At 67.8% G+C, this 24,527-nt stretch carries 20 protein-coding genes; 13 read left to right on the top strand and 7 right to left on the bottom strand.

The features are described 5' to 3' along the window. Positions 1–44 precede the first annotated feature (44 nt). Entirely contained in the window at positions 45–755 is a 711-nt protein-coding gene (locus A37U_RS0131800) for an SDR family NAD(P)-dependent oxidoreductase (protein WP_026197815.1), read from the top strand. A gap of 30 nt (positions 756–785) precedes the next feature. On the opposite strand, the gene A37U_RS51130 is transcribed toward A37U_RS0131800, so the two are convergent. The 3 genes from A37U_RS51130 to A37U_RS0131785 all read right to left on the bottom strand — a co-directional run bounded on the left by A37U_RS51130 (position 786) and on the right by A37U_RS0131785 (position 3,444). Beyond that, positions 786–2,285 carry a restriction endonuclease gene (locus A37U_RS51130; protein WP_026197814.1) on the bottom strand — a complete coding sequence of 500 codons (1,500 nt, stop codon included), beginning with the start codon at positions 2,283–2,285 and terminating at the stop codon, positions 786–788. A gap of 164 nt (positions 2,286–2,449) precedes the next feature. Continuing rightward, entirely contained in the window at positions 2,450–2,986 is a 537-nt protein-coding gene (locus A37U_RS0131790; RefSeq protein WP_020500725.1) for a DUF305 domain-containing protein, read from the bottom strand. 77 nt (positions 2,987–3,063) lie between these two features. Beyond that, the gene (locus A37U_RS0131785) at positions 3,064–3,444 is read right to left on the bottom strand and encodes a DUF6153 family protein (RefSeq protein ID WP_020500724.1); all 381 of its coding nucleotides are present in this window, start codon (positions 3,442–3,444) and stop codon (positions 3,064–3,066) included. A gap of 38 nt (positions 3,445–3,482) precedes the next feature. Between A37U_RS0131785 and A37U_RS0131780 the strand changes: the two genes are divergently transcribed. The 7 genes from A37U_RS0131780 to proB all read left to right on the top strand — a co-directional run bounded on the left by A37U_RS0131780 (position 3,483) and on the right by proB (position 12,998). Next, a complete protein-coding gene (locus A37U_RS0131780) occupies positions 3,483–5,396 on the top strand; it encodes a TIGR03960 family B12-binding radical SAM protein (RefSeq protein ID WP_026197812.1) in 1,914 nt (637 codons plus the stop codon). A gap of 10 nt (positions 5,397–5,406) precedes the next feature. After that, the gene (locus A37U_RS0131775; protein WP_020500722.1) at positions 5,407–6,210 is read left to right on the top strand and encodes a TIGR03936 family radical SAM-associated protein; all 804 of its coding nucleotides are present in this window, start codon (positions 5,407–5,409) and stop codon (positions 6,208–6,210) included. Between the two features lie 206 nt (positions 6,211–6,416). After that, positions 6,417–9,491 (top strand): translation initiation factor IF-2 N-terminal domain-containing protein, encoded by a 3,075-nt coding sequence (locus A37U_RS0131770; RefSeq protein WP_020500721.1) that lies wholly within the window; start codon positions 6,417–6,419, stop codon positions 9,489–9,491. A gap of 186 nt (positions 9,492–9,677) precedes the next feature. Next, positions 9,678–9,986, top strand: a complete 309-nt coding sequence (rplU, locus tag A37U_RS0131765) for a 50S ribosomal protein L21 (protein ID WP_020500720.1) — start codon at positions 9,678–9,680, stop codon at positions 9,984–9,986. 12 nt (positions 9,987–9,998) lie between these two features. After that, on the top strand, positions 9,999–10,256 hold the full coding sequence (gene rpmA / locus A37U_RS0131760) for a 50S ribosomal protein L27 (RefSeq protein ID WP_020500719.1): 258 nt from the start codon (positions 9,999–10,001) through the stop codon (positions 10,254–10,256). A gap of 132 nt (positions 10,257–10,388) precedes the next feature. Further along, a complete protein-coding gene (gene obgE, locus A37U_RS0131755; protein ID WP_020500718.1) occupies positions 10,389–11,831 on the top strand; it encodes a GTPase ObgE in 1,443 nt (480 codons plus the stop codon). 51 nt (positions 11,832–11,882) lie between these two features. Further along, positions 11,883–12,998: a glutamate 5-kinase gene (gene proB, locus A37U_RS0131750; protein WP_020500717.1), complete on the top strand. Its 1,116-nt coding sequence runs from the start codon at positions 11,883–11,885 to the stop codon at positions 12,996–12,998. 8 nt (positions 12,999–13,006) lie between these two features. On the opposite strand, the gene A37U_RS0131745 is transcribed toward proB, so the two are convergent. Next, complete coding sequence (locus tag A37U_RS0131745) at positions 13,007–13,867, bottom strand: NAD(P)H-binding protein (RefSeq protein ID WP_020500716.1); 861 nt, start codon at positions 13,865–13,867, stop codon at positions 13,007–13,009. A gap of 76 nt (positions 13,868–13,943) precedes the next feature. On the opposite strand from A37U_RS0131745, the gene A37U_RS0131740 reads away from it, so the two are divergent. Beyond that, entirely contained in the window at positions 13,944–14,393 is a 450-nt protein-coding gene (locus A37U_RS0131740; protein WP_020500715.1) for an Rrf2 family transcriptional regulator, read from the top strand. A 14-nt stretch (positions 14,394–14,407) separates the two neighbouring features. Here A37U_RS0131740 and A37U_RS0131735 read toward each other — a convergent pair whose 3' ends face one another. After that, positions 14,408–16,528, bottom strand: coding sequence for a RecQ family ATP-dependent DNA helicase (locus tag A37U_RS0131735; RefSeq protein WP_020500714.1), 2,121 nt, complete (start codon positions 16,526–16,528; stop codon positions 14,408–14,410). 201 nt (positions 16,529–16,729) lie between these two features. Between A37U_RS0131735 and A37U_RS0131730 the strand changes: the two genes are divergently transcribed. Beyond that, positions 16,730–17,923 carry a cytochrome P450 gene (locus A37U_RS0131730; protein WP_020500713.1) on the top strand — a complete coding sequence of 398 codons (1,194 nt, stop codon included), beginning with the start codon at positions 16,730–16,732 and terminating at the stop codon, positions 17,921–17,923. Between the two features lie 58 nt (positions 17,924–17,981). Here A37U_RS0131730 and ilvD read toward each other — a convergent pair whose 3' ends face one another. After that, positions 17,982–19,826 (bottom strand): dihydroxy-acid dehydratase, encoded by a 1,845-nt coding sequence (ilvD, locus tag A37U_RS0131725; protein ID WP_020500712.1) that lies wholly within the window; start codon positions 19,824–19,826, stop codon positions 17,982–17,984. Between the two features lie 249 nt (positions 19,827–20,075). Continuing rightward, entirely contained in the window at positions 20,076–20,513 is a 438-nt protein-coding gene (locus tag A37U_RS0131720; RefSeq protein ID WP_020500711.1) for a PH domain-containing protein, read from the bottom strand. A 255-nt stretch (positions 20,514–20,768) separates the two neighbouring features. On the opposite strand from A37U_RS0131720, the gene A37U_RS46350 reads away from it, so the two are divergent. From A37U_RS46350 to ilvC, 3 genes are read left to right on the top strand one after another with little or no spacing between them, the layout of a single operon-like run. After that, entirely contained in the window at positions 20,769–22,697 is a 1,929-nt protein-coding gene (locus tag A37U_RS46350; protein ID WP_051111782.1) for an acetolactate synthase large subunit, read from the top strand. Next, a complete protein-coding gene (ilvN, locus tag A37U_RS0131710) occupies positions 22,694–23,200 on the top strand; it encodes an acetolactate synthase small subunit (protein ID WP_020500709.1) in 507 nt (168 codons plus the stop codon). Before A37U_RS46350 ends, ilvN begins: the two co-directional genes overlap by 4 nt. A 51-nt stretch (positions 23,201–23,251) precedes the next feature. Then, a complete protein-coding gene (gene ilvC, locus A37U_RS0131705; RefSeq protein WP_020500708.1) occupies positions 23,252–24,265 on the top strand; it encodes a ketol-acid reductoisomerase in 1,014 nt (337 codons plus the stop codon). The last annotated feature ends 262 nt before the right edge of the window (positions 24,266–24,527 follow it).

Genomic DNA, 24,527 nt, shown 5'->3' with positions numbered 1-24,527 from the left:
CGGGAACACTCGAAGCACATCGCAGGCATTCGAAGGGACAGTCATTGACTCACACGACAGGATCTACCCCGACCGCGCTGATCATCGGCGCCTCCCGAGGGCTCGGGCACGCGATGGCGGCCGAGCTCCTCGGCCGGGGGTGGCAGGTCATCGGCACGGTCCGGGATCCGGAAGCCCGGACCCCGCTGCACGAGCTGGCCGACGGCTCGGAGGGCCGCATCGAGGTCGAACACCTGGACATCAACGAACCCGGACAGCTGCCACCGCTGCACGAACGGCTCGCGCACCGCGAGCTGGATCTGCTGTTCGTGAACGCGGGGACCACGAACAACGAGCAGACCCCGATCGGCTCGGTTTCCACGGCCGATTTCGTCGAGGTGATGGTCACCAACGCGCTCAGCCCGATGCGGGTCATCGAGGCCCTCGAAGACCTGGTGTCCGCCGCCGGACTCATCGGGGCCATGTCCTCCGGGCAGGGCAGCATCACGAACAACATCGCCGGATCGCGCGAGGTCTACCGGGGCAGCAAGGCGGCCCTGAACATGTTCATGAGCAGCTTCGCCATCCGCCAGTCCGGTACCGGGCGCGCGTTCGTGCTCATGGCGCCCGGCTGGATCCATACCGCCCTAGGCGGGCCGGACGCGCCGTTCACCATCGAGGAGAGCACCCCGCGCGTGGTGGACGTGCTGCTCTCCCGGCGGGGAAAACCCGGGCTGGCGTACCTGGACCGCTTCGGGGAGACCGTCCCGTGGTGAACGGTCGGGATGGTGCGCTGTTGTATCGAACTAGCTGACCTCGTCGCGTTCCCAGCCTGGTGGGAGTTTGGGCAGGCTGATAAGAACGTCAAGGCCGAGGTGTTCGGCGAGCATCGATTTCAGATTGCGGCCGTCGATGAGTTGGATACGTCCATGGTCACTGGCGAAGTCCCTGCTGGCTTTACCGAACCACGATGTGGTGACGAGGATTCCTCTGGTCGCGGACTTGGCCGACATTGCTCCGGCCAGTGCGTGCACGGATTCCAGGCCGACGATTGCTTTGTATCGCTTTGCCTGGATTACGCACTCGCCGCCGACCAATGGGTCTTCGTTGATCGCCACGGCATCGATCCCCTCGTCGCGGGAGATCTGGGTATTACGCACCCAGGACTTGAGTCCGACAGCCTCGAACAGGCGCTGCATCAAGTGTTCGAATTCCACAGGAGACAGGGTCAGCAAGTCGATACGGCTGTCCAAGCCGGAGACCGCGCCGATCTCGTCAACCAGCTTGTACTTCGCCGGATCGAAGTACGCCACCGGTTTGACCGGTTCCAGGTCGAAGGGGTGTGGCGAGACGATGGCACGGAGATGATGCAAGCACCGGAGTGGATCCAGTTCCGGCTCGTCCAGCACGATCTCGTCCATGGTCTCCCGGGTAGCCTCGACGCTGATGACACACGGTCGGGTCGGCTGTCCCGTGGCTTTGTCCTTCGTGGAAACGAAGCCGTTCACAATGGCGCTGTTCACCATTGGTGCTGGCGTCACGTACAGCAGTTCCGCGACACATCGTAATGTGATCCGCGCGATCGCATCTTGGTACAATTGCTTCGTTTCCGCGATCTTCCGCGTCTCCGGTCGGATTTCTTTCGCCTTAGAGGCGAACCGGTAGGATACGACATCCGGGATGATTTCCTGCCGTGGTAGTTCGGCGTCCACCATGAGTTGGCGCTCCTGAGGGTGGAGCTCCGCGGTTATACGTGGTAAGCAGCCTTCGGGATAAGGCGATGCTTCGATGAGTTGTTTTATCCGCTCTGCTGCCGAGGATGGCCCTGAGCTATTGAAGGCATCGCTTATCTCGTGGCTCCGCGAGCGCAGTGATGTGGCACGTTCGATCAGCACTCTGTGGATCTCGTTGAGGTGAGAGTCGATGCGCTCGGTACGTTCCGATGCCTCTTGTCGAAGTGAATCGATGCGTGCTTGTTCGGCCTCTCGCTCGCGAGCCTTTCGTTCTCGTTCGGCCTGCGCGACTTTTTGAGCCTTTTCACGTTCAGCTCGCTTTGCGGCCTGCTCGGCTTGTGTCTTTGCGCGAATTCGGTCTCGTTCTTCTTGTTCCCTTCGGCGAGCGGCTTCGCGTTCGCGTTTTTCCTGATCGCGTTTTTTGGCTTTGGCCTCGGCTACTGCCTCGCGTTCCAATTTTTCTTGCATGCGTTGTTGTTCACGCAATTCCTGGACTCGCGCACGCTCTCGTTCTGCTGCGCGTCTCTGCTGTGCTTCGACAAGCGACGCCAGGAAGGTTTTCCGTCGCGCCATTTCGCCCCTCCGCTCCCCGAATACCCCATTTCCGGACTGGGTGCCGATGACGTTAGCAATCAATATCGGTCGGGCATACGAAAACGACGACGGCTCACCTGGATGTACCAGTGAAAGGATTGTGGTGAACCGGGGCCGGTTCGCGACCGGCCCCGGTTCACTGCTCAGCCGAGCATGCCCCGCATCGTGCCGATCTCCTTGCGCTGAGCGCCGATGATGTCCCGGGCGAGCTGCTTGGCCTCCTTGGCGGAACCGTCCTGGAGCTCGGTGTTGGACATGTCGACCGCGCCCTGATGGTGCTTGATCATCATGTCCAGCCACATCGTGTCGAAGGTCTTCCCGTTCACGGTGCCGAGCTTGGACATGTCCTGCTCGCTCATCATCCCGGTCATGGCGTGCCCCGAGTGTTCGCTCGCCTGGTCCTTGGCGCCCCAGGAATCGAGCCAGCCGCTCATCGTGTCGATCTCGGGCCGCTGGGCCTTCTTGATCTGCTCGGACAATGAGCGCAGTTTCGGGTCCTTGGTGTGCGCCGGGACCATATCGGCCATGCTCACGGCCTGTTTGTGGTGCGGGATCATCTGGCTGGCGAACATGACATCCGCCTGGTTGTGCTGGGCCTGCCGCTGTGCTGGTGTGCCGCCGCACGCGGACAGGGTGAGCACGGCGCCGAGGGCGGCGACGGTGAGCGCGCGAATGCGCATGGTGATTCCTCCTGGTCAGTAGCTATCGCTGGACGTTCCGAAAGGCATACGGCAGTGCCTGCCAGGCACCGCGGCCCTCACGTCCGCGAGATACAGACCAGGTTCAGCAGGTTCCGGCCCGCCGGTCTCGGTGGGCGGATCGGGACGCGCGCGCCGCGTGGGCTGCCGCGCGCCGGATCGGTCGCGGCCCGCCACCCCGTGCCCAGCAGCACGAAAAGCAGGGTGAGGCCGAGGAAGGTGAGCACCATCAGGCACAGGTGCATGAAGGAGTGATCCGTGCCCTGGTGTTCGCCGGGCGCGGCGGGCGGGGTGGATGCCTCGGTGGCCGCGTGGTGCGTGACCACGTGCTGGCTCTGCGGCGAGTGCTCGGCGCCCACGGCCGCGACCGCGTGCATCCCGACGAGGCCGAGCGCGAGCAGCATGCCGAACAGCGCGCGCACGATCGGCCGGTTGCCCATACCCGGGAGGTTACCGTGCGCCGTTTACCCTTGTCGGTGTGAGTGTGTCATCGGTATACCCGGCGCTCGAGGAGCTGCTGCCCCGCGTTTCGAAGCCTGTGCAGTACATCGGCAGCGAGCTCGGCGCGACGGTGAAGGAGTGGGATTCCACGACCGTGCGCTGGGCCCTGATGTACCCGGACGCGTACGAGGTCGGCCTGCCCAACCAGGGCGTCATGATCCTGTACGAAATCCTCAACGAGATCCCGGATGTGCTCGCCGAGCGAACCTACTCGGTGTGGCCGGACCTCGAGGAGCTGATGCGCGAGCACGGGGTCCCGCAGTTCACCGTGGACGCGCATCGCCCGGTCGGGGCCTTCGATCTGCTCGGGGTCTCCTTCGCCACCGAGCTCGGCTACACCAATCTGCTCACCGCGCTGGACCTCGCCGGGATCCCGCTGCACGCCGAGGACCGCGACGACTCGCATCCGCTGGTGATCGCGGGCGGGCATGCCGCGTTCAACCCGGAGCCGATCGCCGACTTCGTGGACGCGGCGGTGCTCGGGGACGGTGAGGAAGCGGTCATCGAGCTCACCGCGATCGTGCGTGACCACAAGCACGAGGGCCGCGAGGCGCTGCTCGAACGCTTCGCCGCGACCGGGAACGTGTACGTGCCGCGGTTCTACGAGGCCGGCTACGACCAGGAGACCGGAAGGCTCGCCGGCACCACGCCGAACCGCGCCGCCGCCCCGGAACAGGTGAGCAAGCGGACCACCATGGACCTGGACCAGTGGCCCTACCCGCGCAAACCGCTCGTCCCGCTCGCCGAATCGGTGCACGAGCGGATGAGCGTGGAGATCTTCCGCGGCTGCACCCGTGGTTGCCGGTTCTGCCAGGCGGGGATGATCACCCGGCCGGTGCGCGAACGTTCGCTGCAGGGCATCGGCGAGATGGTGGACAACGGGCTCAAGCACAGCGGGTTCGAAGAGGTCGGGCTGCTCTCGCTGTCCTCGGCCGACCACTCCGAGATCGGGGACCTCGCCAAGCAGCTCGCGGACCGCTACGAGGGCACGAACACCGGGCTGTCGCTGCCCTCGACCAGGGTGGACGCCTTCAACATCGACCTGGCCAACGAACTGACCCGCAACGGCCGCCGTTCCGGGCTCACTTTCGCCCCGGAGGGCGGCAGCGAGCGCATCCGGAAGGTGATCAACAAGACGGTTTCCGAGGAGGACCTGATCCGGACCGTCTCCGCCGCGTACGCGCAGGGGTGGCGGCAGGTCAAGCTGTACTTCATGTGCGGGCTGCCCACCGAGACCGACGAGGATGTGCTGCAGATCGCCGAGATGGCGCGCAATGTGATCCGGGCCGGTCGCGAGGCCGCCGGGCGCAAGGACATCCGGTGCACCATCTCGATCGGCGGGTTCGTGCCCAAACCGCACACCCCCTTCCAGTGGGCCGCACAGTGCGATCCGGACATCGTGGACGCACGGTTGAAGAAGCTGCGCACCGAGGTCAACGCGGACCGCTCGCTCGGCCGCAGCATCGGCATGCGCTACCACGACGGCAAGCCCTCGCTGATCGAAGGACTGCTCTCCCGCGGGGACCGCAGGGTCGGCGCGGTGATCGAGGCGGTGTGGCGCGAGGGCGGCCGATTCGACGGCTGGCACGAGTACTTCTCCTATGAGCGCTGGATGCGCTGCGGGGACGAGGCGCTGCGACCGCACGGCGTCGACGTGGCCTTCTTCACCACGAGGGAACGCGCCGAGGACGAGGTCCTGCCCTGGGATCACCTCGACTCCGGCCTGGACAAACAGTGGCTCTGGGACGACTGGTGCGATGCGCTCGACGAACAGGAGCAGGACGACTGCCGGTGGACCCCGTGCTTCGACTGCGGTGTCTGCCCGAGCATGGGCACCGAGATCGAAATGGGGCCGACCGGCCGCACCCTGCTGCCCATCACCCCCGTCTGAGGAACGTCCCGTGGCCGACGACCGCCCCAATCCGTCCGCGCCGACCGCGTGCAAGCTCTGGCTCCGCTACGCCAAGCGCGGCAAACTGCGCTTCGCCTCGCATCGCGATATCGCCCGCCTCTTCGAGCGTGCGGTGCGCAAGGCGGAGCTGCCGATCGCCTATTCGCAGGGCTTCAGCCCGCACCCCAAGCTGTCCTGGATCGGTGCCGCGCCGACCGGGACCGCGAGCGAGGCCGAGTACGTGGAGATCGGCCTCACCGAATCGGTCGAACCCGATTCGATCGCCGAACGCCTCGGTTCCGCGCTGCCCGGAGATGTCGCGGTGCTCCAGGTGGTCACCGCGGGTGAAGGTGCGCTTGCCGACCGGATGCTGGCCAGCCGGTGGCGGATCACCGTTCCCGTTCCCGACGACGCCTCGCTCGAGGACGCGGTCGCCGCGCTGCTCGACGCCGAGGAAGTGATCGTGCCACGCCGGACCAAGAGCGGGCTCAAAGACATCGATGTCCGTCATGCCTGTGTCTCGATCAAGGTAGAACCTGTGTCGGAGTCGTTCCCGCAGGTGAGCGGGCATGTGGCGAAACAACCTCCGGGCGAGGGGGTCCCGAAGGCGCCCGGATATGGGATACTCGAGGTGGTGGTACGGCAGATGACACCGACCGTACGACCCGACGATGTGCTGCGTGCGCTTCACGTTGTCACCGGTCACGAGTGGTTCGGCGGCCCCGCGAAGGCGAGCCGGATCGCACAGGGACCACTCGACGACGCAGGCCAGCTCGTCGATCCGCTCGTCGGAGACCGGATGTCTTCCACGTAGCTGGTCGCCGGAGGCCAGGAGGCAAGAGCGCTGAACGGCGCCTCGTCGACCGACCTCGCCTACCCAGGAACCATGGGTAGGCGGAAGGCAAGGTTTCCCGCTGCTGGGACGCAGGAGCGGGTACAAACGAACACCGAAAGTGCCCCTGCGCGGCCGCGACCTTCCCTGTCATCGGGAACGGGTGCGCCCGGGGGCGAAGGAGTTGTATGTCGAACACGGACAACCCCGCCGAATCCACCGGCGGGGATAACGTCACACCGTCCACAGCCGAGGCATTGCCCGCGAAACTGCGGGTGCACGCGCTCGCCAAACGGCTGGCGACCTCTTCGCGGGCGGTGCTGACCGCGATCACCGAACTCGGTGGTTCCGCACGGACGGTGCAGTCGAGCGTGGACCGCGAGCTCGCTCAGCGGGTCGCCGATCACCTGGGCAATCCGCTCGGGGAGCAGCAAGAGCAGCCCGCTACTCCGGTGGAACCGGTCGCGGGCGGGCCCGCGGCGACTGAGCAGCAGGCGGGCGAAACCACGAAACCGGCGGCGCCCGAACCGGCCGCGCAGACCGCAAAGACCGCAACGACCGAGCAGGTCGTTGCCGAGGAGACCGAGCAGGCGCGCAGGGTTCCCGAGCTGTTCCTCGGGCCGAAACAGAACGCGCAGGCCGAGACCGAATCGAGTGGCGCGCTCACCCTCGCCCCCGCCAACCAGCTGGTCAAGCACCAGCCGCCGGCCGCGCCGGTGTTCGCCGCGGCCTCCCCGCTGTTCCTGCCGCCCGAGCCCGAGCCCGAGCCCGCCGAGGTGGTCCCGGAGACGAAAGAAGCCGCCGCCGCGGAGTCCGAGACCGGGGCGGATGCCTCGGTGAGCGAGGACGAGGACGATGACAGCGAGGACGCCAACCGCAAACGTCGCCGCCGTGGCCGCCGTGGCCGTGGCCGGGGCAAGGGCGGCGATGCGGCCGAGGGTGCGGACAACGCGGCGAACGACGAGGCCGAGACCGAGACCGAGAAGCAGGACGGCGAGAAGCCGAATCAGGGCAAGCAGAACCAGCCCAAACAGGGGCAGAACAAGCAGAACCAGAACAAACAGAACCAGAACAAGCAGAACGGGCCTGCGGAGCAGGAGACCGAGGACACCGACGCCACCGAGGACGGTGACGAGGACGGCGGCTCCCGCAGGCGCAGGCGCAGGCGCCGCCGCAAGGGCACCGAGGACGGCAACGGCGGTGCCGCAGGCGATCCGCCGAACACGGTCACCCACGTGCGCGACGGGAACAACGGTTCCGGCGACGAGGTGCGTGCGGTGCGCGGTTCCACCCGGCTCGAAGCCAAGCGCCAGCGCCGCAGGGACGGGCGCGAGGCCGGACGCCGTCGCACCCCGATCCTCTCCGAAGCCGAATTTCTCGCCCGCCGGGAATCCGTGCAGCGCCGCATGGTCGTCCGGGAACAGGGCGAGCACACCCAGATCGGGGTGCTCGAGGACGGCGTGCTGGTCGAACACTTCGTCACCGCGCACGGTTCCGGCTCGCTGGTCGGCAACGTGTACCTCGGCCGCGTGCAGAACGTGCTGCCCTCCATGGAGGCCGCGTTCGTCGACATCGGCCGCGGCCGCAACGCGGTGCTCTATGCGGGTGAGGTCGATTGGGACGCGGCGGGCCTCGAAGGTAAGTCGCGGCGCATCGAACAGGCCCTCTCCACCGGCGACTCGGTGCTCGTGCAGGTCACCAAGGACCCCGTCGGGCACAAGGGCGCGCGGCTGACCACCCAGATCTCGCTTCCCGGCCGGTTCCTCGTCTACGTGCCCGGTGGCTCGGCGACCGGGATCTCCCGCAAGCTCCCGGACAACGAGCGCCGCAGGCTCAAGGACATCCTCAAGCGCATCGTGCCCGAGGACGCGGGCGTGATCATCCGGACCGCCTCCGAAGGCATCTCCGAGGAAGACCTCGAACGGGATGTGCGCAGGCTGCAGGTGCAGTGGGAGGCGATCAACGACCGGAGCAAGTCCAAGTCGGTCAAGGCCCCCGAACTCGTCTACGAGGAGCCCGACCTGCTGGTCAAGGTCGTGCGGGATCTGTTCACCGAGGACTTCGCCGAACTCGTCGTCGCTGGGGACACCGCATGGGAGACCATCAACTCCTACGTCGAGCACGTGGCGCCCGAGATGACCTCGCGGGTGCGCAAGCACGTCGCGCAGAGCGATGTGTTCACCGAGTACCGGGTGGACGAGCAGATCGCCAAGGCGCTCGACCGGAAGGTCTGGCTGCCCTCCGGTGGTTACCTGGTCATCGACCGCACCGAGGCGATGACCGTGATCGATGTGAACACCGGGAAGTTCACCGGTTCCGGCGGCAACCTCGAGGAGACGGTGACCAGGAACAACCTGGAGTCGGCCGAGGAGATCGTGCGCCAGCTGCGGTTGCGCGATATCGGCGGCATCATCGTGATCGACTTCATCGACATGGTGCTCGAGTCGAACCGGGATCTGGTGCTGCGCAGGCTCACCGAATGCCTCGGCACGGACCGTACCCGGCATCAGGTGGCCGAGGTCACCTCGCTCGGGCTCGTGCAGATGACCCGCAAGCGAGTCGGCACCGGTCTGCTCGAGGCCTTCTCCACCCCGTGTGAGCACTGCAAGGGCCGCGGTGTGATGGTCTCGGCGACCCCGGTGGACACACCGGCGCCCAGTGCCCCGCCCGCCTCGAACGGCAACGGCCGCAAGTCGCGCAAGAACAAGGACCGCGGCGAGCAGCAACCGCAACAACAACAGCAGCAACAACAACAGCAGCAACAACAACAGGATCCCGAGGAGGCGCAGCGCGCGGCGCAGCGCATCGCGGCGACCGCCCTGCTGCACGCCAAGGCGGCCGAAGCGGCGCAGAAGGACACCGGGGGCAAGGACTCCGAGGAAGCTGAGGAAGAGGCCATCGAGGCCAAGGCGGCCGAGGCGGCACCCGAGGGGCAGGCGGCACCCGAGGGGCAGGCGGGGTCCGGGGACAAGGGCACCGAGTCCGCGCCGCGCCCGGCGGTGAACGGGACCAACGGGCACGAGCGGCCCGAATCGGTCGCGGCCTCGACCGCGGTCGAGGAAACCGGCACCGAAAGCCGTGCTTCGGGTGAGGCGCACAGCCCGGCGCAGCGCCCCGCCGGTCCGCCGCAGCCGACGAGCGCGCCGGAGAACAACGGCCACGTGCCGACCGAGACCGGAAGTGCGAGCGTGGTCGCGGGCACCCAGGCCCCGCGCCGCGGCCGCAGGGTGGTTTCCCGGCCGAGCGGGGCACCCGAGGCGTGAGCCTCCGGCGGGCACGGTGCTCGCGGCCGGGCTCGGCGGACGGTGAAGTCGACCCGGGTACACCCCCGCCGAAGTCGGGGGTGTACCCTCGATTGCGGCCCACCGTCCGGTGGGGCGCGAACGTGCGGCCTCGAAATGAGGCCCGAGAATCAGCAGTCCGTTGATGGAGTAGGAGACATCCGCCCGATGTACGCGATCGTCAAGACCGGCGGCAAGCAGTACAAGGTGGCCGTCGGCGATGTAGTCGAGGTCGAGCGCCTCGCAGGCGAGTCGGGCGCCGAGGTCGAATTCCCGGCCGTGCTCCTCGTCGACGGGGCCGATGTGGTCACCGATGCGAGCGCGCTGTCCAAGGTCGCCGTCACCGGCAAGGTGATGGAGCAGACCAAGGGCCCCAAGATCCGCATCCATAAGTTCAAGAACAAGACCGGCTACCACAAGCGTCAGGGTCACCGCCAGCAGCTGACCCGCGTCGAGGTCACCGGAATCAGCAAGTAGGGGAGTTCCGCCATGGCACACAAGAAGGGTGCGTCCAGCTCCCGTAACGGTCGCGACTCGAACGCCCAGCGGCTCGGAGTCAAGCGCTTCGGTGGTCAGCTCGTCAACGCGGGCGAGATCATCGTCCGGCAGCGTGGCACCAAGTTTCACCCCGGCGTGAACGTCGGCCGCGGCGGCGATGACACCTTGTTCGCGCTCGCCGGCGGCGCCGTGCAGTTCGGTGCCAAGCGTGGCCGTAAGACGGTGAACATCGTCGAGGCGGACGCCTGATCGAATAGCCAGTTTTCGGGCTTTCACGCCCAGGGCGGGCCGGGATTCACGTCCCGGCCCGCCTTTTTTCGTTGAAAGACGCTCGAGTTGTCGAGGATGCTCGAGCTGTGGACACTTTTGAGGAGGGTGAGGATGTCGCGGTTCGTCGACCGGGTGACCATCGATGTCACCGGCGGGGACGGTGGCCACGGCTGCGCATCCGTGCACCGCGAGAAGTTCAAACCGCTCGGCGGCCCGGACGGTGGGAACGGTGGCAACGGCGGCAGCGTGAGCCTCGTCGTCGACCGTGGTGTGCACACCCTGCTCGATTTCCACTTCCACCCGCACGTCCGCGCGACCAACGGCAAACAGGGCAAGGGCGCGCACCGCAACGGGGCGAACGGGGAGGATCTGGAGCTGGCCGTACCGGACGGCACCGTGGTGCTGGACGAGAACGGCGAGGTGGTGGCCGATCTCGTCGGTGAGGGCACCCGGTTGCTCGCGGCGAACGGCGGCCGCGGCGGACTGGGGAACGCCGCGCTCGCTTCCAAGGCACGCAAGGCGCCCGGATTCGCGCTGCTCGGCGAACCGGGGGAGCACCGTGAGCTGGTGCTCGAGCTGAAGTCGGTCGCCGATGTCGGGCTGCTCGGGTTCCCCTCGGCGGGCAAGTCCTCGCTGATCTCCGTACTCTCCGCGGCGAAACCCAAGATCGCCGAATACCCCTTCACCACGCTCGTGCCGAATCTCGGCGTGGTCACCAGCGGGGACACCGTGTTCACGATGGCGGATGTGCCCGGCCTCATCCCGGGCGCGAGCGAGGGCAAGGGGCTCGGCCTCGACTTCCTGCGGCACATCGAGCGTTGCGCGGCGATCGTGCACGTGGTGGACTGCGCGACCGAGGAGCCGGGGCGGGATCCGAGCTCGGACATCGATGCGCTGGAATCCGAACTCGCCCGCTACACGCCATCGCTTTCCGGAAACCTGGCGGACAAACCGCGGATCATCGCGCTGAACAAGATGGACATTCCCGATGCCCGCGATCTCGCCGAACTGGTGCGCGGGGATCTCGAGGGCCGTGGCTGGCCGATCTTCGAGGTGTCCACGGCGAACCGCGAGGGCCTCGCGAAGCTGGGCTATGCGCTCGCCGAGATCGTCGAAAGCCAGCGTGCCGCGGTGAAACCGGCCGAGCCGACCAGGATCGTGTTGCGCCCCAAGGCGATCGGCGGCGCCGAATTCACCATCGAGAAGGACCCGGACACCGAGGGTGGGTTCGTGGTGCGCGGCGAGCGTCCGGAGCGCTGGATCAAGCAGACCGATTTCACCAACGACGAGGCCGTCGGCTACCTCGGTGACCGGCTCGCCCGGCTCGGCGTGGAAGAGGAGCTGGCCCGGCTCGGCGCGGTGCCCGGAAGCCCGGTCACGATCGGCTCGGTCTCCTTCGACTGGGAACCGTCCACTCCGGCCGGGGTCGCCGTCGCCATGTACAGCAGGGGAAGCGATCCGCGCCTCGACGAGGGACCGGACCGGCCGAGCGCGGCGGAACGCAAACAGGCACGCAGGCGCAGGCGCGGTCTCGAGGAGCAGGAAAATCAGTAACCGCGGCGGTTCTTTTGTGGCAGCGTTTCCTTGCGGCGAAAGGAGCGTGTGGTGTCGGAAGCCAGGGAAGCGATCGTTACGGCGAAACGCATCGTCGTCAAGGTCGGTTCGTCCTCGTTGACCACGGCCCGCGGCGGCCTGGACGCGGCCCGGCTGGACGCGCTCGTGGAACCACTGTCGGCGCGTGCGAACGCCGGTGGCGAGGTGGTGCTCGTCTCCTCGGGCGCCATCGCGGCGGGGCTGGCCCCGCTGGGCATCCCGCGCCGCCCCAAGGACATCGCCAAACAACAAGCGGCGGCCAGCGTCGGGCAGCTCGCGCTCGTGCACGCCTACGTCGAGGCGTTCGGCCGCAACGGACTCACCGTCGGGCAGGTCCTGCTCACCGCCAATGATGTGGTGCGCCGCTCGCACTACCGCAATGCCCAGCGCACCCTTGCGACCCTGTTGCGGATGGGCACGGTTCCGGTGGTCAACGAGAACGACACCGTGGCCACCGAGGAAATCCGCTTCGGGGACAACGACCGGCTCGCCGCCCTGGTGGCACATCTGGTCGGCGCGGAGGCTCTGGTGTTGCTCTCCGATGTGGACGCGCTCTATGACCGCAACCCGGCGCTCGACGGGGCGCGGGTGCTCACCGAGATCACCGATCCGGCCGAGCTCGACGGGGTCGGCGTGGAGACGGTCGCCGCATCCGGGCTCGGCACCGGTGGCATGGCCTCCAAACTGGCCGCCGCACGGCTCGCCTCGGGTGCCGGGATCCCGGTCCTGCTCGCCGGGGCCGAACAGGCGAAGCAGGCCCTGGACTCGGCGAGCGTCGGCACCGCATTCGCACCCAGGAAGGCCAGGCTTACCGCCCGCCGGTTCTGGCTCGGCTACGCGGCCGATGCCACCGGGCGGCTGCGGCTGGACGCGGGCGCGGTCACCGCGGTGACCCGGCGGCGCCGTTCCCTGCTCGCCGCCGGGATCCTCGAGGTGGGCGGGACGTTCAACGCCGGGGATGTGGTCGAGCTACTCGCTGAGGACGGTGCCGTGGTGGCCCGCGGCGTGGTGGCCTATGACGCGAAGGAACTGGCCACGATGACCGGGCAGTCGACGGGGGAACTACCGCCCGAGCAGCGCCGTGAGGTGGTGCACGCCGACGATCTGGTGCCGCTGCGGTCGAACTGAGCGAGCGCTCAGGACCGTAGTGCCTCCCGGATGATATCGGCCAGGGCCGCCGGTGTGCGGCCGGTCAGGTCCGAGACCGCTGAACTGGTGTTGCCGAGGAAACCACCGCGGCTCGCTGCGCCGAACGAGGTCACGACCTCCGCGACCTCCTCGGGGAGACCGGCCGCCCGCAGACCGGCGGCGTACGCGGCATCCTCGGTGTGCACGAGCTCGACCTCGCGGCCGCCGAGTTCACTGGCGAGGGCTGTCAGGTCCTCGGCCGTGAGCGCCTCGGGGCCGGTGATGTCGTACGCCTTGTCCGCGTGCCCGTCCTGGGTCAGCGCGGCGGCCGCCGCCGCGGCGCAGTCCTCTCGGCTCACGTATGCGGTGGCGCCCGCACCGGTATTGGTCACCAGCCGGCCGGCCTCGATGGCCTGTTCGATGACCGGGATCTGCATGTGCGCGTACAGGTTGTTGCGCAGCATCGTCCACCGCACGCCGCTGTTCCGCAGCGCCTGCTCGGTGCCCGCATGATCGGGAACCACCAGCGCGGGATTGGCGGGGACCGGCTCGGGTACGGAGGTGTAGGCGATGTGCCCGACCCCCGAATCGGCCGCGGCGGCGATGGCGGCTCGCTGCTGGTCCAGCCGGGCGCCGACCGCATCGGTGGAGATGAGCAGCAGCCGGTCCACGCCGGTGAACGCGGTGGCCAGCGTGCGCGGATCGGCGAAATCGACGGGGCGCACCCCGGCACCGCGAGCAGCGAACTCGGCGAGCGAGTCCGGGTGCCGGGTGGTGAGCACGACCTCGCTCGGATCCACGGCCTGCAGTACGAGCTCGGCGGTTGCCCGCCCCAACGCGCCGGAAGCCCCGGTGATGGCGATCGTCATCGCGAAACCTAACTGTAGCTATTGTGATTACGAATTAACTGTAACCACGACGATGGCGATATGGCAACATGGGGGTATGCCGAGCTCGAAGAACACCCAGTTCGCGGTCGCCGTGCACGTGCTGACCTACCTCGCGGGCCAGGCCGAAGGTGGTCCGGTGAGCTCGGATGAACTGTCTGCGAGCACCAACGTGAACCCGGTCCACGTGCGGCGGGTGCTCGGGCCGCTGCGCGAGGCCGGGCTGGTGTGTTCCCGGCCCGGGGTGCACGGGGGCTGGGAGCTGGCGAGGCCCGCCGGGGACATCACGCTCGCGCGGGTGTGGCGACTGCTGCAGGGCGACGATCAGGTGCTCGGGCTGCACGGGCCCAACCCGGACTGCCCGGTCGGCCGCGGTGTTCAGCGCTCGCTGACCGCCATCGACGGCGCAGTCGCCGAGGCCGTCGCGGCCGAACTCGAACGCTCGACCGTGCAGGACGTCCTGACCCGAGAGGTGCGGGGTGCTCGCCCCGTTCCGGGCCAGGCCTGAGGCCGGGTTCGGTCTCAGCCGACCTGAGCCAGGGCGAAGGGGTACACCGATCCGGCGCCCGCTTCCCGGACCAGTTTGCTCGCCACGGTCATGGTCCAGCCGGTGTCCACCCGATCGTCGACGAGCAGCACCGGCCCCGGATTGTCCGCGAGGGCGGCGCGCAGTTTCTCGCCGAGGCTCAGCGCGCCGTGCACCGCGGCGAGCCGTCGCGCGCTGTTCGTGCGCCCTTCGCCGGTTCCCGCGGAGTGCACGGTGCCGAGCCAGGTGAGCCTGCCCACCTGGGACAGCCGCGTGGCGAGACTGGAGACCAGTTCGGGCCGCCCGGTCGAGGTGATCGCGGCGACCGAGGTGGGGCGCTCGGCCCAGTCCCATCCGGCGAGCACCTGGACACAAGCCTGGAACACCTCGTCCGGTACCGGTCCGTCCGGGTCGGCGAACAGGGTGCGCAATCGGTTGCCCCAGCCGATATCGGTGAGCCTGCCGAGTACCCGGCCCTCCTCGGCGCGCTGGTCCTCGGGGAGCTTGCCGGAAAGCGGGACGCCGAGGCCCGCCATCCCGGTCGGCCAGGTCTTGCGCGGCGGTACCGGTACACCCGGTGCGTCCAACCGGCCGCCGACCGCGGCGACGGTGCTCTCGCTGACCCGAGTGCCCGGCCGTTCTCCCGTGCAGTTGTCGCAGCGCCCGCATTCGCGCGCCGTCGGATCGTCGAGCTGGCGCAGCAGGAAAAGCATGCGGCAGCCCTCGGTGGACGCGTAGTCGAGCATCGCCTGCTGCTCGGCCTCGCGGGCGCGCGCGATGTGCGCATAGCGTTCGGTGTCGTAGTGCCAGCTTTCCTGCTCGCCGATGGTCCAGCCGCCGCGGACCCGGTGCAGGGCGCCATCGGTGTCCAGCACCTTGAGTACCATTTCCAAGCGGGACCGGGAAAGCGGGACGAGTGGTTCCAGTGCCGCGGTGGACAGCGGTTTCGACGCCGCGCCGAGCGCGTCGAGCACGGCGCGCACGACCGGTTCTGGTGGGAAGGCCATCGAGGCGAAGTACGCCCAGATATCCCGGTCCTCGGCCCCGGGGAGCAGGATCGCCTCCGCGCTGCGTACGCCGCGGCCCGCGCGGCCGATCTGCTGGTAGTAGGTCACCGGAGAGGACGGGGCGCCGAGGTGCACGACGAATCCGAGGTCCGGCTTGTCGAAGCCCATTCCGAGCGCGGAGGTGGCCACGAGCGCCTTGACCTTGTTGTGCAGCAGGTCCTGCTCGGCCTGCTCGCGCTCGGCCGGTTCGGTGCGGCCGGTATAGGAGGCGACCGGAAACCCTTGCGCGGTGAGGACATCCGCGACGTCCTCGGCGCCGGACACGGTGAGCGTGTAGATGATCCCCGAGCCGGGTAGCTCGGCGAGGTGTTCGGCGAGCCAGCCGATGCGCTGCCGGGAACTGGGCAGCGAGACGACCGAACAGCGCAGCGATTCCCGGTCCAGCCGACCGCGCAGCACGACCGTGTCCCGTCCGCCGAGATCGAGTTGTTCGGTGACATCCCGGACCACCCGGTCGTTCGCGGTCGCGGTGCAGGCGAGCACGGCGACCGCGTCCGGGAGCTCGGTGAGCATGGCGCGCAGCCTGCGGTAGTCGGGCCGGAAATCGTGCCCCCAGTCCGAGATGCAGTGCGCCTCGTCGACCACGAGCATCCCGGCGCTCGCGGAAAGCGAGGGCAGCACCGAATCCCGGAAATCGGGATTGTTGAGCCGTTCCGGGCTGATGAGCAAGACATCGACAAGGCCATCGGCGACCTGTTGGCGCACCTGCTCCCAGTCCTGGATGTTCGCGGAATTGATACTCGCCGCACGGATCCCGGCCCGCGCGGCCGCCTCGATCTGGTTGCGCATCAGGGCGAGCAGCGGGGAGATGAGCACCGTCGGCCCGGCGCCCTGTTCCCTGAGCAGGGCGGTGGCGAGGAAGTAGACCGCCGACTTTCCCCATCCGGTGCGCTGCACGACGAGTACCCGGGCGTTGTCGAGGACGAGGGCGCGGATCGCCTGCCACTGGTCCTCGCGGAGCTCGGCGCCGGCACCGGCGAGCGCGGTCAGCAATTCCGCCGCCCGGGTGCGGAGTTCGGATTCGTCGATCGTGACAGCGGATTGGGCCATGCCTCCTTCCTACCGCAGGGTTCGGCGGCCGCGCCGCAGCAGAGCCGCGTGAATGGACCATTCGCGCGGCTCTGGGGCTGGGCAGGCCAAGAGACCCGCGGTGTACTGGGAAAACCGAACGCAACCGATCGAGTTGCTTGTCCGCGGCGGAGCAGACGGGCTACGCTCGAAAAAATGCAGAAACTGCAAAAAGGAGCGGAGATGGCGACGACAGATGTGTTGGAGTACCCCTTCGAGCAGCCGGCAGAGCTGGCGCCGCCGGAGGAGTTCGCCCAACTGCGTGCCGAACGCCCGATCCAGCGCATCGAGTTGCCCTACGGCGGCCAGGCCTGGCTCGTCACCCGGTACGCCGATGTGAAGCAGGTCTACGCCGACCCACGGTTCTCCCGTGCCGCGACGGTCGGGGAAGACATCCCGCGGACCACTCCGGCGCGGGTCCGCCCGGGCGGGCTGCTCGCGATGGATCCGCCGGAGCACTCGCGCCTGCGTAAGCTCGTCGCCAGCGCGTTCACCATGAAGAACGTGCAGCGCTGGCGTCCGCGCACCGAGCAGGTGGTCGGCGAGCTGATCGCGGGCATGCGGCCGCCCGCGGATCTGGTCGATCGGTTCTGCCTGCCGCTCCCGGTGACGGTGATCTGCGAACTGCTCGGCGTCCCTGCGACCGACCGGCATTTTTTCCAGCACTTCGCCCAGATCATGCTGAGTACGACGGCGGCGACGGCCGAGGAGATCGAGCAGGCGCGCGAGGAACTGTTCGCCTATCTGCGCGAGCACATCGCCGCGCGGCGTGCGCAGCCGGAAGGGCAGCGCTCCCGGGACCTGCTCACCGATCTCGTGGAGGCCAGGGACAACACCGACCGGCTCAGCGAGGACGAGCTGGTGCAGATGGGCGTCGGCATCCTCGTCGCGGGGCACGAGACCACCGCGAATCAGCTGGCGAACTTCACTTTCACACTGCTGGACACCGGCCTGTGGGCACGTCTGGTCGAGCAGCCGGAGCTGCTCGAATCGGCGGTGGAGGAACTGCTGCGCTATGTGCAGCTGGGCAATGGCGGCAGCGCGCGGATCGCCACCGAGGATGTGGAGCTCGCCGGGGTCCTGGTGCGTGCGGGCGAATCCGTGATCGGTGCGCTCGGCTCGGCGAACCGGGACGAATCGGTATTTGCGGGCGCCGATCGGATCGACTTCGACCGGGAGGCCAATCCGCACGTGGGGTTCGGGTACGGGGTGCATCACTGCCTCGGTGCGCAGCTGGCCCGGATGGAATTACGGGTCGGGCTCGGCGCACTGATCGAGGCGTTCCCCGGACTGCGCTTCGCGGAGAGTGCCGAACAGGTGCCCTGGCGCGCCGGGCGCCTGGTGCACGGGCCCAGGGAGCTACGCCTGCGCTGGTGAGAACCGGCGTGGCGGGATCGGGGCGAGTCATGCCCGCCCCGATCCGGAAACCTCGCCGCTACTGGGTGACGTCGCGGACCGCGCCGGTCGAGGCGTCGGTGGCCATCCGGGCGTAGACCCGCAGCGCCTGGGTGACCGGACGCTGCCGGTCCTTGGGTTGCCACGGCCGCTCGCTGGCCTCCATCTTGGCGCGGCGCTCGGCGATGGTGCCCTCGTCGAGGAGCAGTTCGAGCTTGCGATCGTGCACATCGATGAGGATCCGATCGCCGTCCTCGATGAGCCCGATCAGCCCGCCGCCCGCGGCCTCGGGGGAGATGTGCCCGATCGAGAGCCCCGAGGTACCGCCGGAGAACCGGCCGTCGGTGATCAGCGCACAGGACTTGCCGAGACCACGGCCCTTGAGGAAGGAGGTCGGATGCAGCATCTCCTGCATGCCCGGTCCGCCGGAGGGTCCCTCGTAGCGGATCACCACGACATCCCCGGGCTGGATTTCCTTGTTCAGGATGGCCGAGACCGCCTGTTCCTGGGACTCGAGCACCCTGGCCGGGCCTTCGAAGTGCCACAGCTCCTCTTCGATACCCGCGGTCTTGATCACAGCGCCGCGCTCGGCGAGGTTGCCGCGGAGCACCGCGAGCCCGCCGTCGACGGTGTAGGCGTGCTCGAGGTCGCGCACGCAGCCGTTCGCCGCGTCGGTGTCCAGCTCGTCCCAGCGGTTGCTGGTGGAGAAGGCCTCCGTGGTGCGCACTCCGCCGGGTGCCGCGTGGTAGAGCTCGGTGGCCTCCGTGCTCGGCGACTCGGCGCGGATGTCCCACGCGCAGAGCCATTCGTCCATTGTGGACGAGTGCACGGTGCGCACCCCGGTGTTGAGCTTGCCCGCGCGGTAGAGCTCGCCGAGGATCGCCGGGATTCCACCGGCCCGGTGCACGTCCTCCATGTGGTAGTCGGAGTTCGGCGCGACCTTGGAAAGGCAGGGCACATCCCGCGAGATGCGTTCGATGTCCGCGAGGGTGAAGTCGACCTCGCCCTCCTGCGCCGCGGCGAGGATGTGCAGCACGGTGTTGGTGGATCCGCCCATGGCCATATCGAGCGCCATGGCGTTCTCGAAGGCCTCCTTGCTCGCGATCTCCCGCGGCAGCGCCGAGGTGTCGTCCTGCTCGTAGTAGCGGCGGGCCAGCTCGACCACGGTCCGGCCGGCGTTCTCGAACAGTTCCCGGCGCGCGGCGTGCGTGGCGAGCGTGGAACCGTTACCCGGCAGGGAGAGCCCGAGCGCCTCGGTGAGGCAGTTCATCGAGTTCGCGGTGAACATCCCGGAGCAGGAACCACAGGTCGGGCAGGCGGACCGCTCGACGGCGGTCAGCCCGTCGGAGTCGACCCCGGAGTTCGCCGAGGCGGAGATGGCGGTGATCAGGTCGGTCGGCGCATGCGCGACCCCGTCCACCACGACGGCCTTCCCTGCCTCCATCGGCCCACCGGAGACGAACACCACCGGGATGTTCAGCCGCATGGCGGCGTTGAGCATACCGGGGGTGATCTTGTCGCAGTTGGAGATGCACACGAGGGCATCGGCCTGGTGCGCGTTGACCATGTACTCGACGGAATCCGCGATGATCTCGCGCGAGGGCAGCGAGTAGAGCATTCCGGAGTGGCCCATCGCGATTCCGTCGTCGACGGCGATGGTGTGGAATTCGCGCGCGATCCCCCCGGCCTCGGCGACCGCCTCGGCCACGATCTGGCCGAGGTCGCGAAGGTGTACGTGACCGGGCACGAACTGGGTGTAGGAATTGGCGATGGCCACCATCGGCTTACCGAAATCGCTGTCGGTCATACCGGTGGCGCGCCACAGGGCCCTGGCCCCCGCGGCGTTGCGACCATGCGTTGTGGTCTTGGAGCGCAGTTCGGGCACGGCTCCTCCGTGATCGAATACAGAAAATTGTCGAGGCAGGCGTCAGGGGCGCGCACCTGATTGAACGCGCCGCGGCGCCGTAATGGTCCGGTGGTGACCAGTTTACTCCTGTACCGCACCGGGTTTCGCGGTGACCGGACACGCGACCCCGGTCATGACGCCTCTCGGGCGATGCTCACTCGCGCGGTTTCTGCTGGACCGGCCTCGAAACCACGTCGTTCCGCGCCGCCCTCGTTCCTCGGGCGATGCTCACTCGCGCGGTTTCTCGGTGGGATCGGCGATGAGACCGCCGGACATCAGGGAGAGCGCGGGCACATGGCGCAGCCGGACGGTCGGCAGGGTGAACTCGGTCTCGTCCGCGAGCACCGCGCGTACCCAGGAACGCTCGCCGAGTCGCAGGGAGCGCAGCGCGGACCACGGAATGTGTTTGCTGCCCGCGATGCCGCGCACGTGCAGGCCCTCGGCGTCCACGATGGTGCGCAGCCGGATCACCGCGTATCCGGCGGCGAGCGGGAAGATGTAGATCAGCCACAGTGGCGGCCAGCCGGAGGCGAACGGAATCGCGAAGACCATGACGGCGAGCACGGCGAGCAGGCTCGTGCGCGGGAAGCGGAAGACGAGTCGCTTCGGCAGCGTGGGCTCGGCTTGTTCCTGGTCCGACATCTGTTCGTCCTTCGTCACCGGCACCCGTCAAGGGTGCCTTAGCACGACGGGGTGGTGCCACACACCCCCTGGTTTCATCATCCGGGACATGATTCCCGCCCTGTTGACGGATCTGACCGTCAACCGTTAACCTTCCGCTCATGATGTACACGAGCATTCTCGTACTTCCAGGGCGCGTCGACGCCTGAGAAGTAGCTCGTCGACGCGCACCCTCGAACGACCCAGGTCGTCGGGGGTTTTTTCGTGTCTGGACCCGAAAAAAAGTAAGAAGGCAGGCAGATGACAAGCGCAACGCGTCGGGCACGCGGCGAGGACCCCGGTCAGTCCGGGGACAAATCCGCGAAGCCCGGCCAGGGAAAGCAGGCAGCGCAACGACCGGTCCCGGCTCCGCCGAGTGGCGCCCCAGTACGCGTCACCGGTGCGCAGTCCCTCGTCCGTTCGCTCGAGGAGGTCGGCGCGGAGGTGGTCTTCGGGATTCCCGGGGGCACGATTCTTCCCGCGTACGATCCGCTGCTCGACTCGACCCGGGTGCGCCATGTGCTTGTCCGCCACGAACAGGGCGCGGGGCATGCCGCGACCGGGTATGCGCAGGCCACGGGCAAGGTCGGGGTGTGCATGGCGACCTCCGGTCCGGGGGCGACGAACCTGGTCACCCCGCTCGCCGACGCGCACATGGACTCGGTCCCGGTCGTGGCGATCACCGGCCAGCAGAGCAGGGCGCTGATCGGCACGGACGCTTTCCAGGAGGCCGACATCTGCGGCATCACGATGCCGGTGACCAAGCACAATTTCCTGGTCACCGAGGCTCGTGACATCCCGCGCGCGGTCGCGGAGGCCTTCCACATCGCCTCCACCGGACGCCCCGGCCCGGTCGTGGTGGACATCCCGAAGGACGTGCTGCAGGAGGCGACCTCGTTCTCCTGGCCGCCGGAACTCGATCTGCCCGGTTACCGGCCGACCACCCGCCCGCACGGCAAGCAGGTGCGCGAGGCGGCGCGGCTGCTGGCGAAGTCCAGTCGGCCGGTGCTCTACGTCGGCGGCGGAGTGATCAAGTCCGGAGCGGACGCCGAGCTGCGCAACCTCGCCGAGCTCACCGGGGTCCCGGTGGTCACCACGCTGATGGCGCGCGGGGCTTTCCCGGATTCGCATCCCTCGCACCTTGGCATGCCCGGCATGCACGGCTCGGTCGCCGCGGTGGCCTCCATGCAGCGCGCGGACCTGATGATTGCGCTCGGCACCCGGTTCGACGACCGGGTCACCGGCCAGCTCGACTCCTTCGCGCCCTCGGCGACCGTGGTGCACGCGGACATCGACCCTGCGGAGATCTCCAAGAACCGGCACGCGGATGTGCCGATCGTGGGGGACGCCAAGGAGATCATCATCGAGCTCATCGATGCGGTGAAGGAGCAGCACACCCAGCAGGGCCCGGTCGGTGACTACACCGCGTGGTGGGAGTACCTGAACGACGCGCGCGGTACTTTCCCGCTCGGGTACGAGTGGCCGAGTGACGGCACGCTGTCCCCGCAGTACGTCATCGAGCGGATCGGCGCGTTGGTCGGGCCGGAGGCGGTGTACGCGGCCGGGGTCGGCCAGCACCAGATGTGGGCCGCCCAGTTCATCGGCTACGAGCGGCCGCGCAGCTGGATCAACTCCGGGGGCCTCGGCACCATGGGCTTCGCGGTGCCCGCCGCGATGGGCGCCAAGTTCGGGGTTCCGGACAAGCAGGTGTGGGCCATCGACGGGGACGGCTGTTTCCAGATGACCAACCAGGAACTGGCCACCTGCGCGATCGAGGACGCCCCGATCAAGGTCGCCGTGATCAACAACGGCAATCTGGGAATGGTCCGCCAGTGGCAGCACCTGTTCTATGACGAGCGGTACTCGAATACCGATCTGGGCACCCAGAAACACAATATCCCGGATTTCCCGATGCTCGCCGAGGCACTCGGCTGCGCGGGTCTTCGCGCGGAGAACAAAGAACAGGTGGACGCGGTCATCAAGCAGGCGATGGAAATCAACGACCGCCCCGTGGTGATCGATTTCGTCGTCGGTAAGGATGCTCAGGTGTGGCCCATGGTCGCCGCCGGAACGGGAAACGACGAAATCATGGCGGCCCGTGATATACGCCCACTTTTCGACAGCGATGATGTAGCGCCGCCGGTCGAGGAATCGGAAATGATCGACGAAGCGAATCGGGGGCGGCAATGAGTTCACATACACTTTCGGTTCTCGTCGAGAACAAACCAGGTGTTCTCGCACGGGTTTCCGGTCTGTTCTCGCGGCGCGGATTCAATATCGAATCGCTCGCGGTCGGGCCGACAGAGAATCCGGATGTCTCCCGTATGACCATCGTGGTCTCGGTGGAGGAGTTCCCGCTCGAACAGGTCACCAAGCAGCTCAACAAGCTGGTGAACGTGATCAAGATCGTCGAGCTCGAACCCGCCGTTTCCATACAGCGGGAGTTGCTGTTGGTGAAGGTGCGCGCGGACGCGACCGTGCGCAGCCAGGTGCTGGAAACCGTACAGCTGTTCCGCGCTAAGGTGGTCGATGTCTCGCCAGAAGCGGTCACCGTCGAAGCGACAGGAAACACCGATAAGCTGAATGCGCTGCTGCGGATGCTCGAGCCGTATGGGCTCCGGGAAATAGTGCAGTCGGGAATGGTGGCACTCGGCAGGGGAGCGCGGTCGATCACCGCTACCTCGGTGCGCTGAGTAGTTCGAAAAGCCGAGCAAGATCGAACGTTGGAAGGAAAGCAATAACACATGGCCGCGGAAATCTTCTACGACGATGACGCCGACCTCGGGCTCATCCAGGGCCGCAAGGTCGCGGTGATCGGCTACGGCAGCCAGGGGCACGCTCACGCACTGTCCCTGCGCGACTCCGGCGTCGACGTCCGTATCGGGCTCCCCGAAGGCTCCAAGTCCCGCGCCAAGGCCGAGGAGCAGGGCCTGCGCGTGCTCACCCCGGCCGAGGCGACCAAGGAAGCCGACTTCGTCACCATCCAGGCGCCGGACACCGTGCAGCGCAAGGTCTACGCCGACGAGATCGCACCGAACCTGAACGCCGGTGACGTGCTGTGCTTCTCGCACGGATTCAACGTCGTCTACGGCTACATCCAGGCGCCGGAGGGCGTGGACGTCATCCTGGTCGCGCCGAAGGGCCCCGGGCACCTCGTGCGCCGTCAGTTCGTCGACGGCAAGGGCGTGCCGGACCTGGTCGCGGTCGAGGTGGACGCCTCGGGCAACGGCCTCGCGCTCGGGCTCTCCTACGCCAAGGGCATCGGCGGCTCGCGCGCCGGGGTCATCAAGACCACCTTCAAGGAGGAGACCGAGACCGACCTGTTCGGCGAGCAGGCGGTGCTCTGCGGTGGCACCTCGCACCTGATCCAGTCGGGCTTCGAGACCCTGGTCGAGGCCGGGTACCAGCCGGAGATCGCCTACTTCGAGGTGCTGCACGAGCTCAAGCTCATCGTCGACCTCATCTACGAAGGCGGCATCGCCCGGCAGCGTTACTCCTGCTCGGACACCGCCGAGTACGGCGACCTCACCCGCGGTCCGCGCGTGGTCAACGACGCGACCAAGGCGGAGATGAAGAAGATCCTCGGTGAGATCCAGGACGGTTCCTTCGCCAAGGAGTGGATCGCCGAGGACGACAACGGCCGCCCGAACTTCACCAAGCTGCGTGAGCAGGGCCAGCAGCACCAGATCGAGCAGGTCGGTGCGAAACTCCGCGGGCTCATGTCCTGGGTGGACAACCCCCTCAACGACACCGCTTAGTGAGGTTTCGCCTGGCTGGATTGCGAGGGGCTGGATAGCGGAACCTCAGCCGCCCCCTCGCTCCGGGATCACCTTCTCATGTATGTCCGATACACCACGGCGGTGCTGTCCTCGCGAGGAGACGGCTGAGAACCCGCCGCGGTGCGAGTTGCGGGGGTGGTGAGAGCGGCTTCGCCGCTCAACGACACTGCTCAAAAGGTACGCGAGAACCGAATCGGGGCACTGTCCATTGCGGACGGTGCCCCGATTTTTGTGCACGGAG

The sequence above is a fragment of the Sciscionella marina DSM 45152 genome (assembly GCF_000379465.1).
Classification (GTDB): domain Bacteria; phylum Actinomycetota; class Actinomycetes; order Mycobacteriales; family Pseudonocardiaceae; genus Sciscionella; species Sciscionella marina.
The sequence above is the reverse complement of the archived record's forward strand: the minus strand, read 5'-3'. Positions and strand labels throughout refer to the sequence as shown.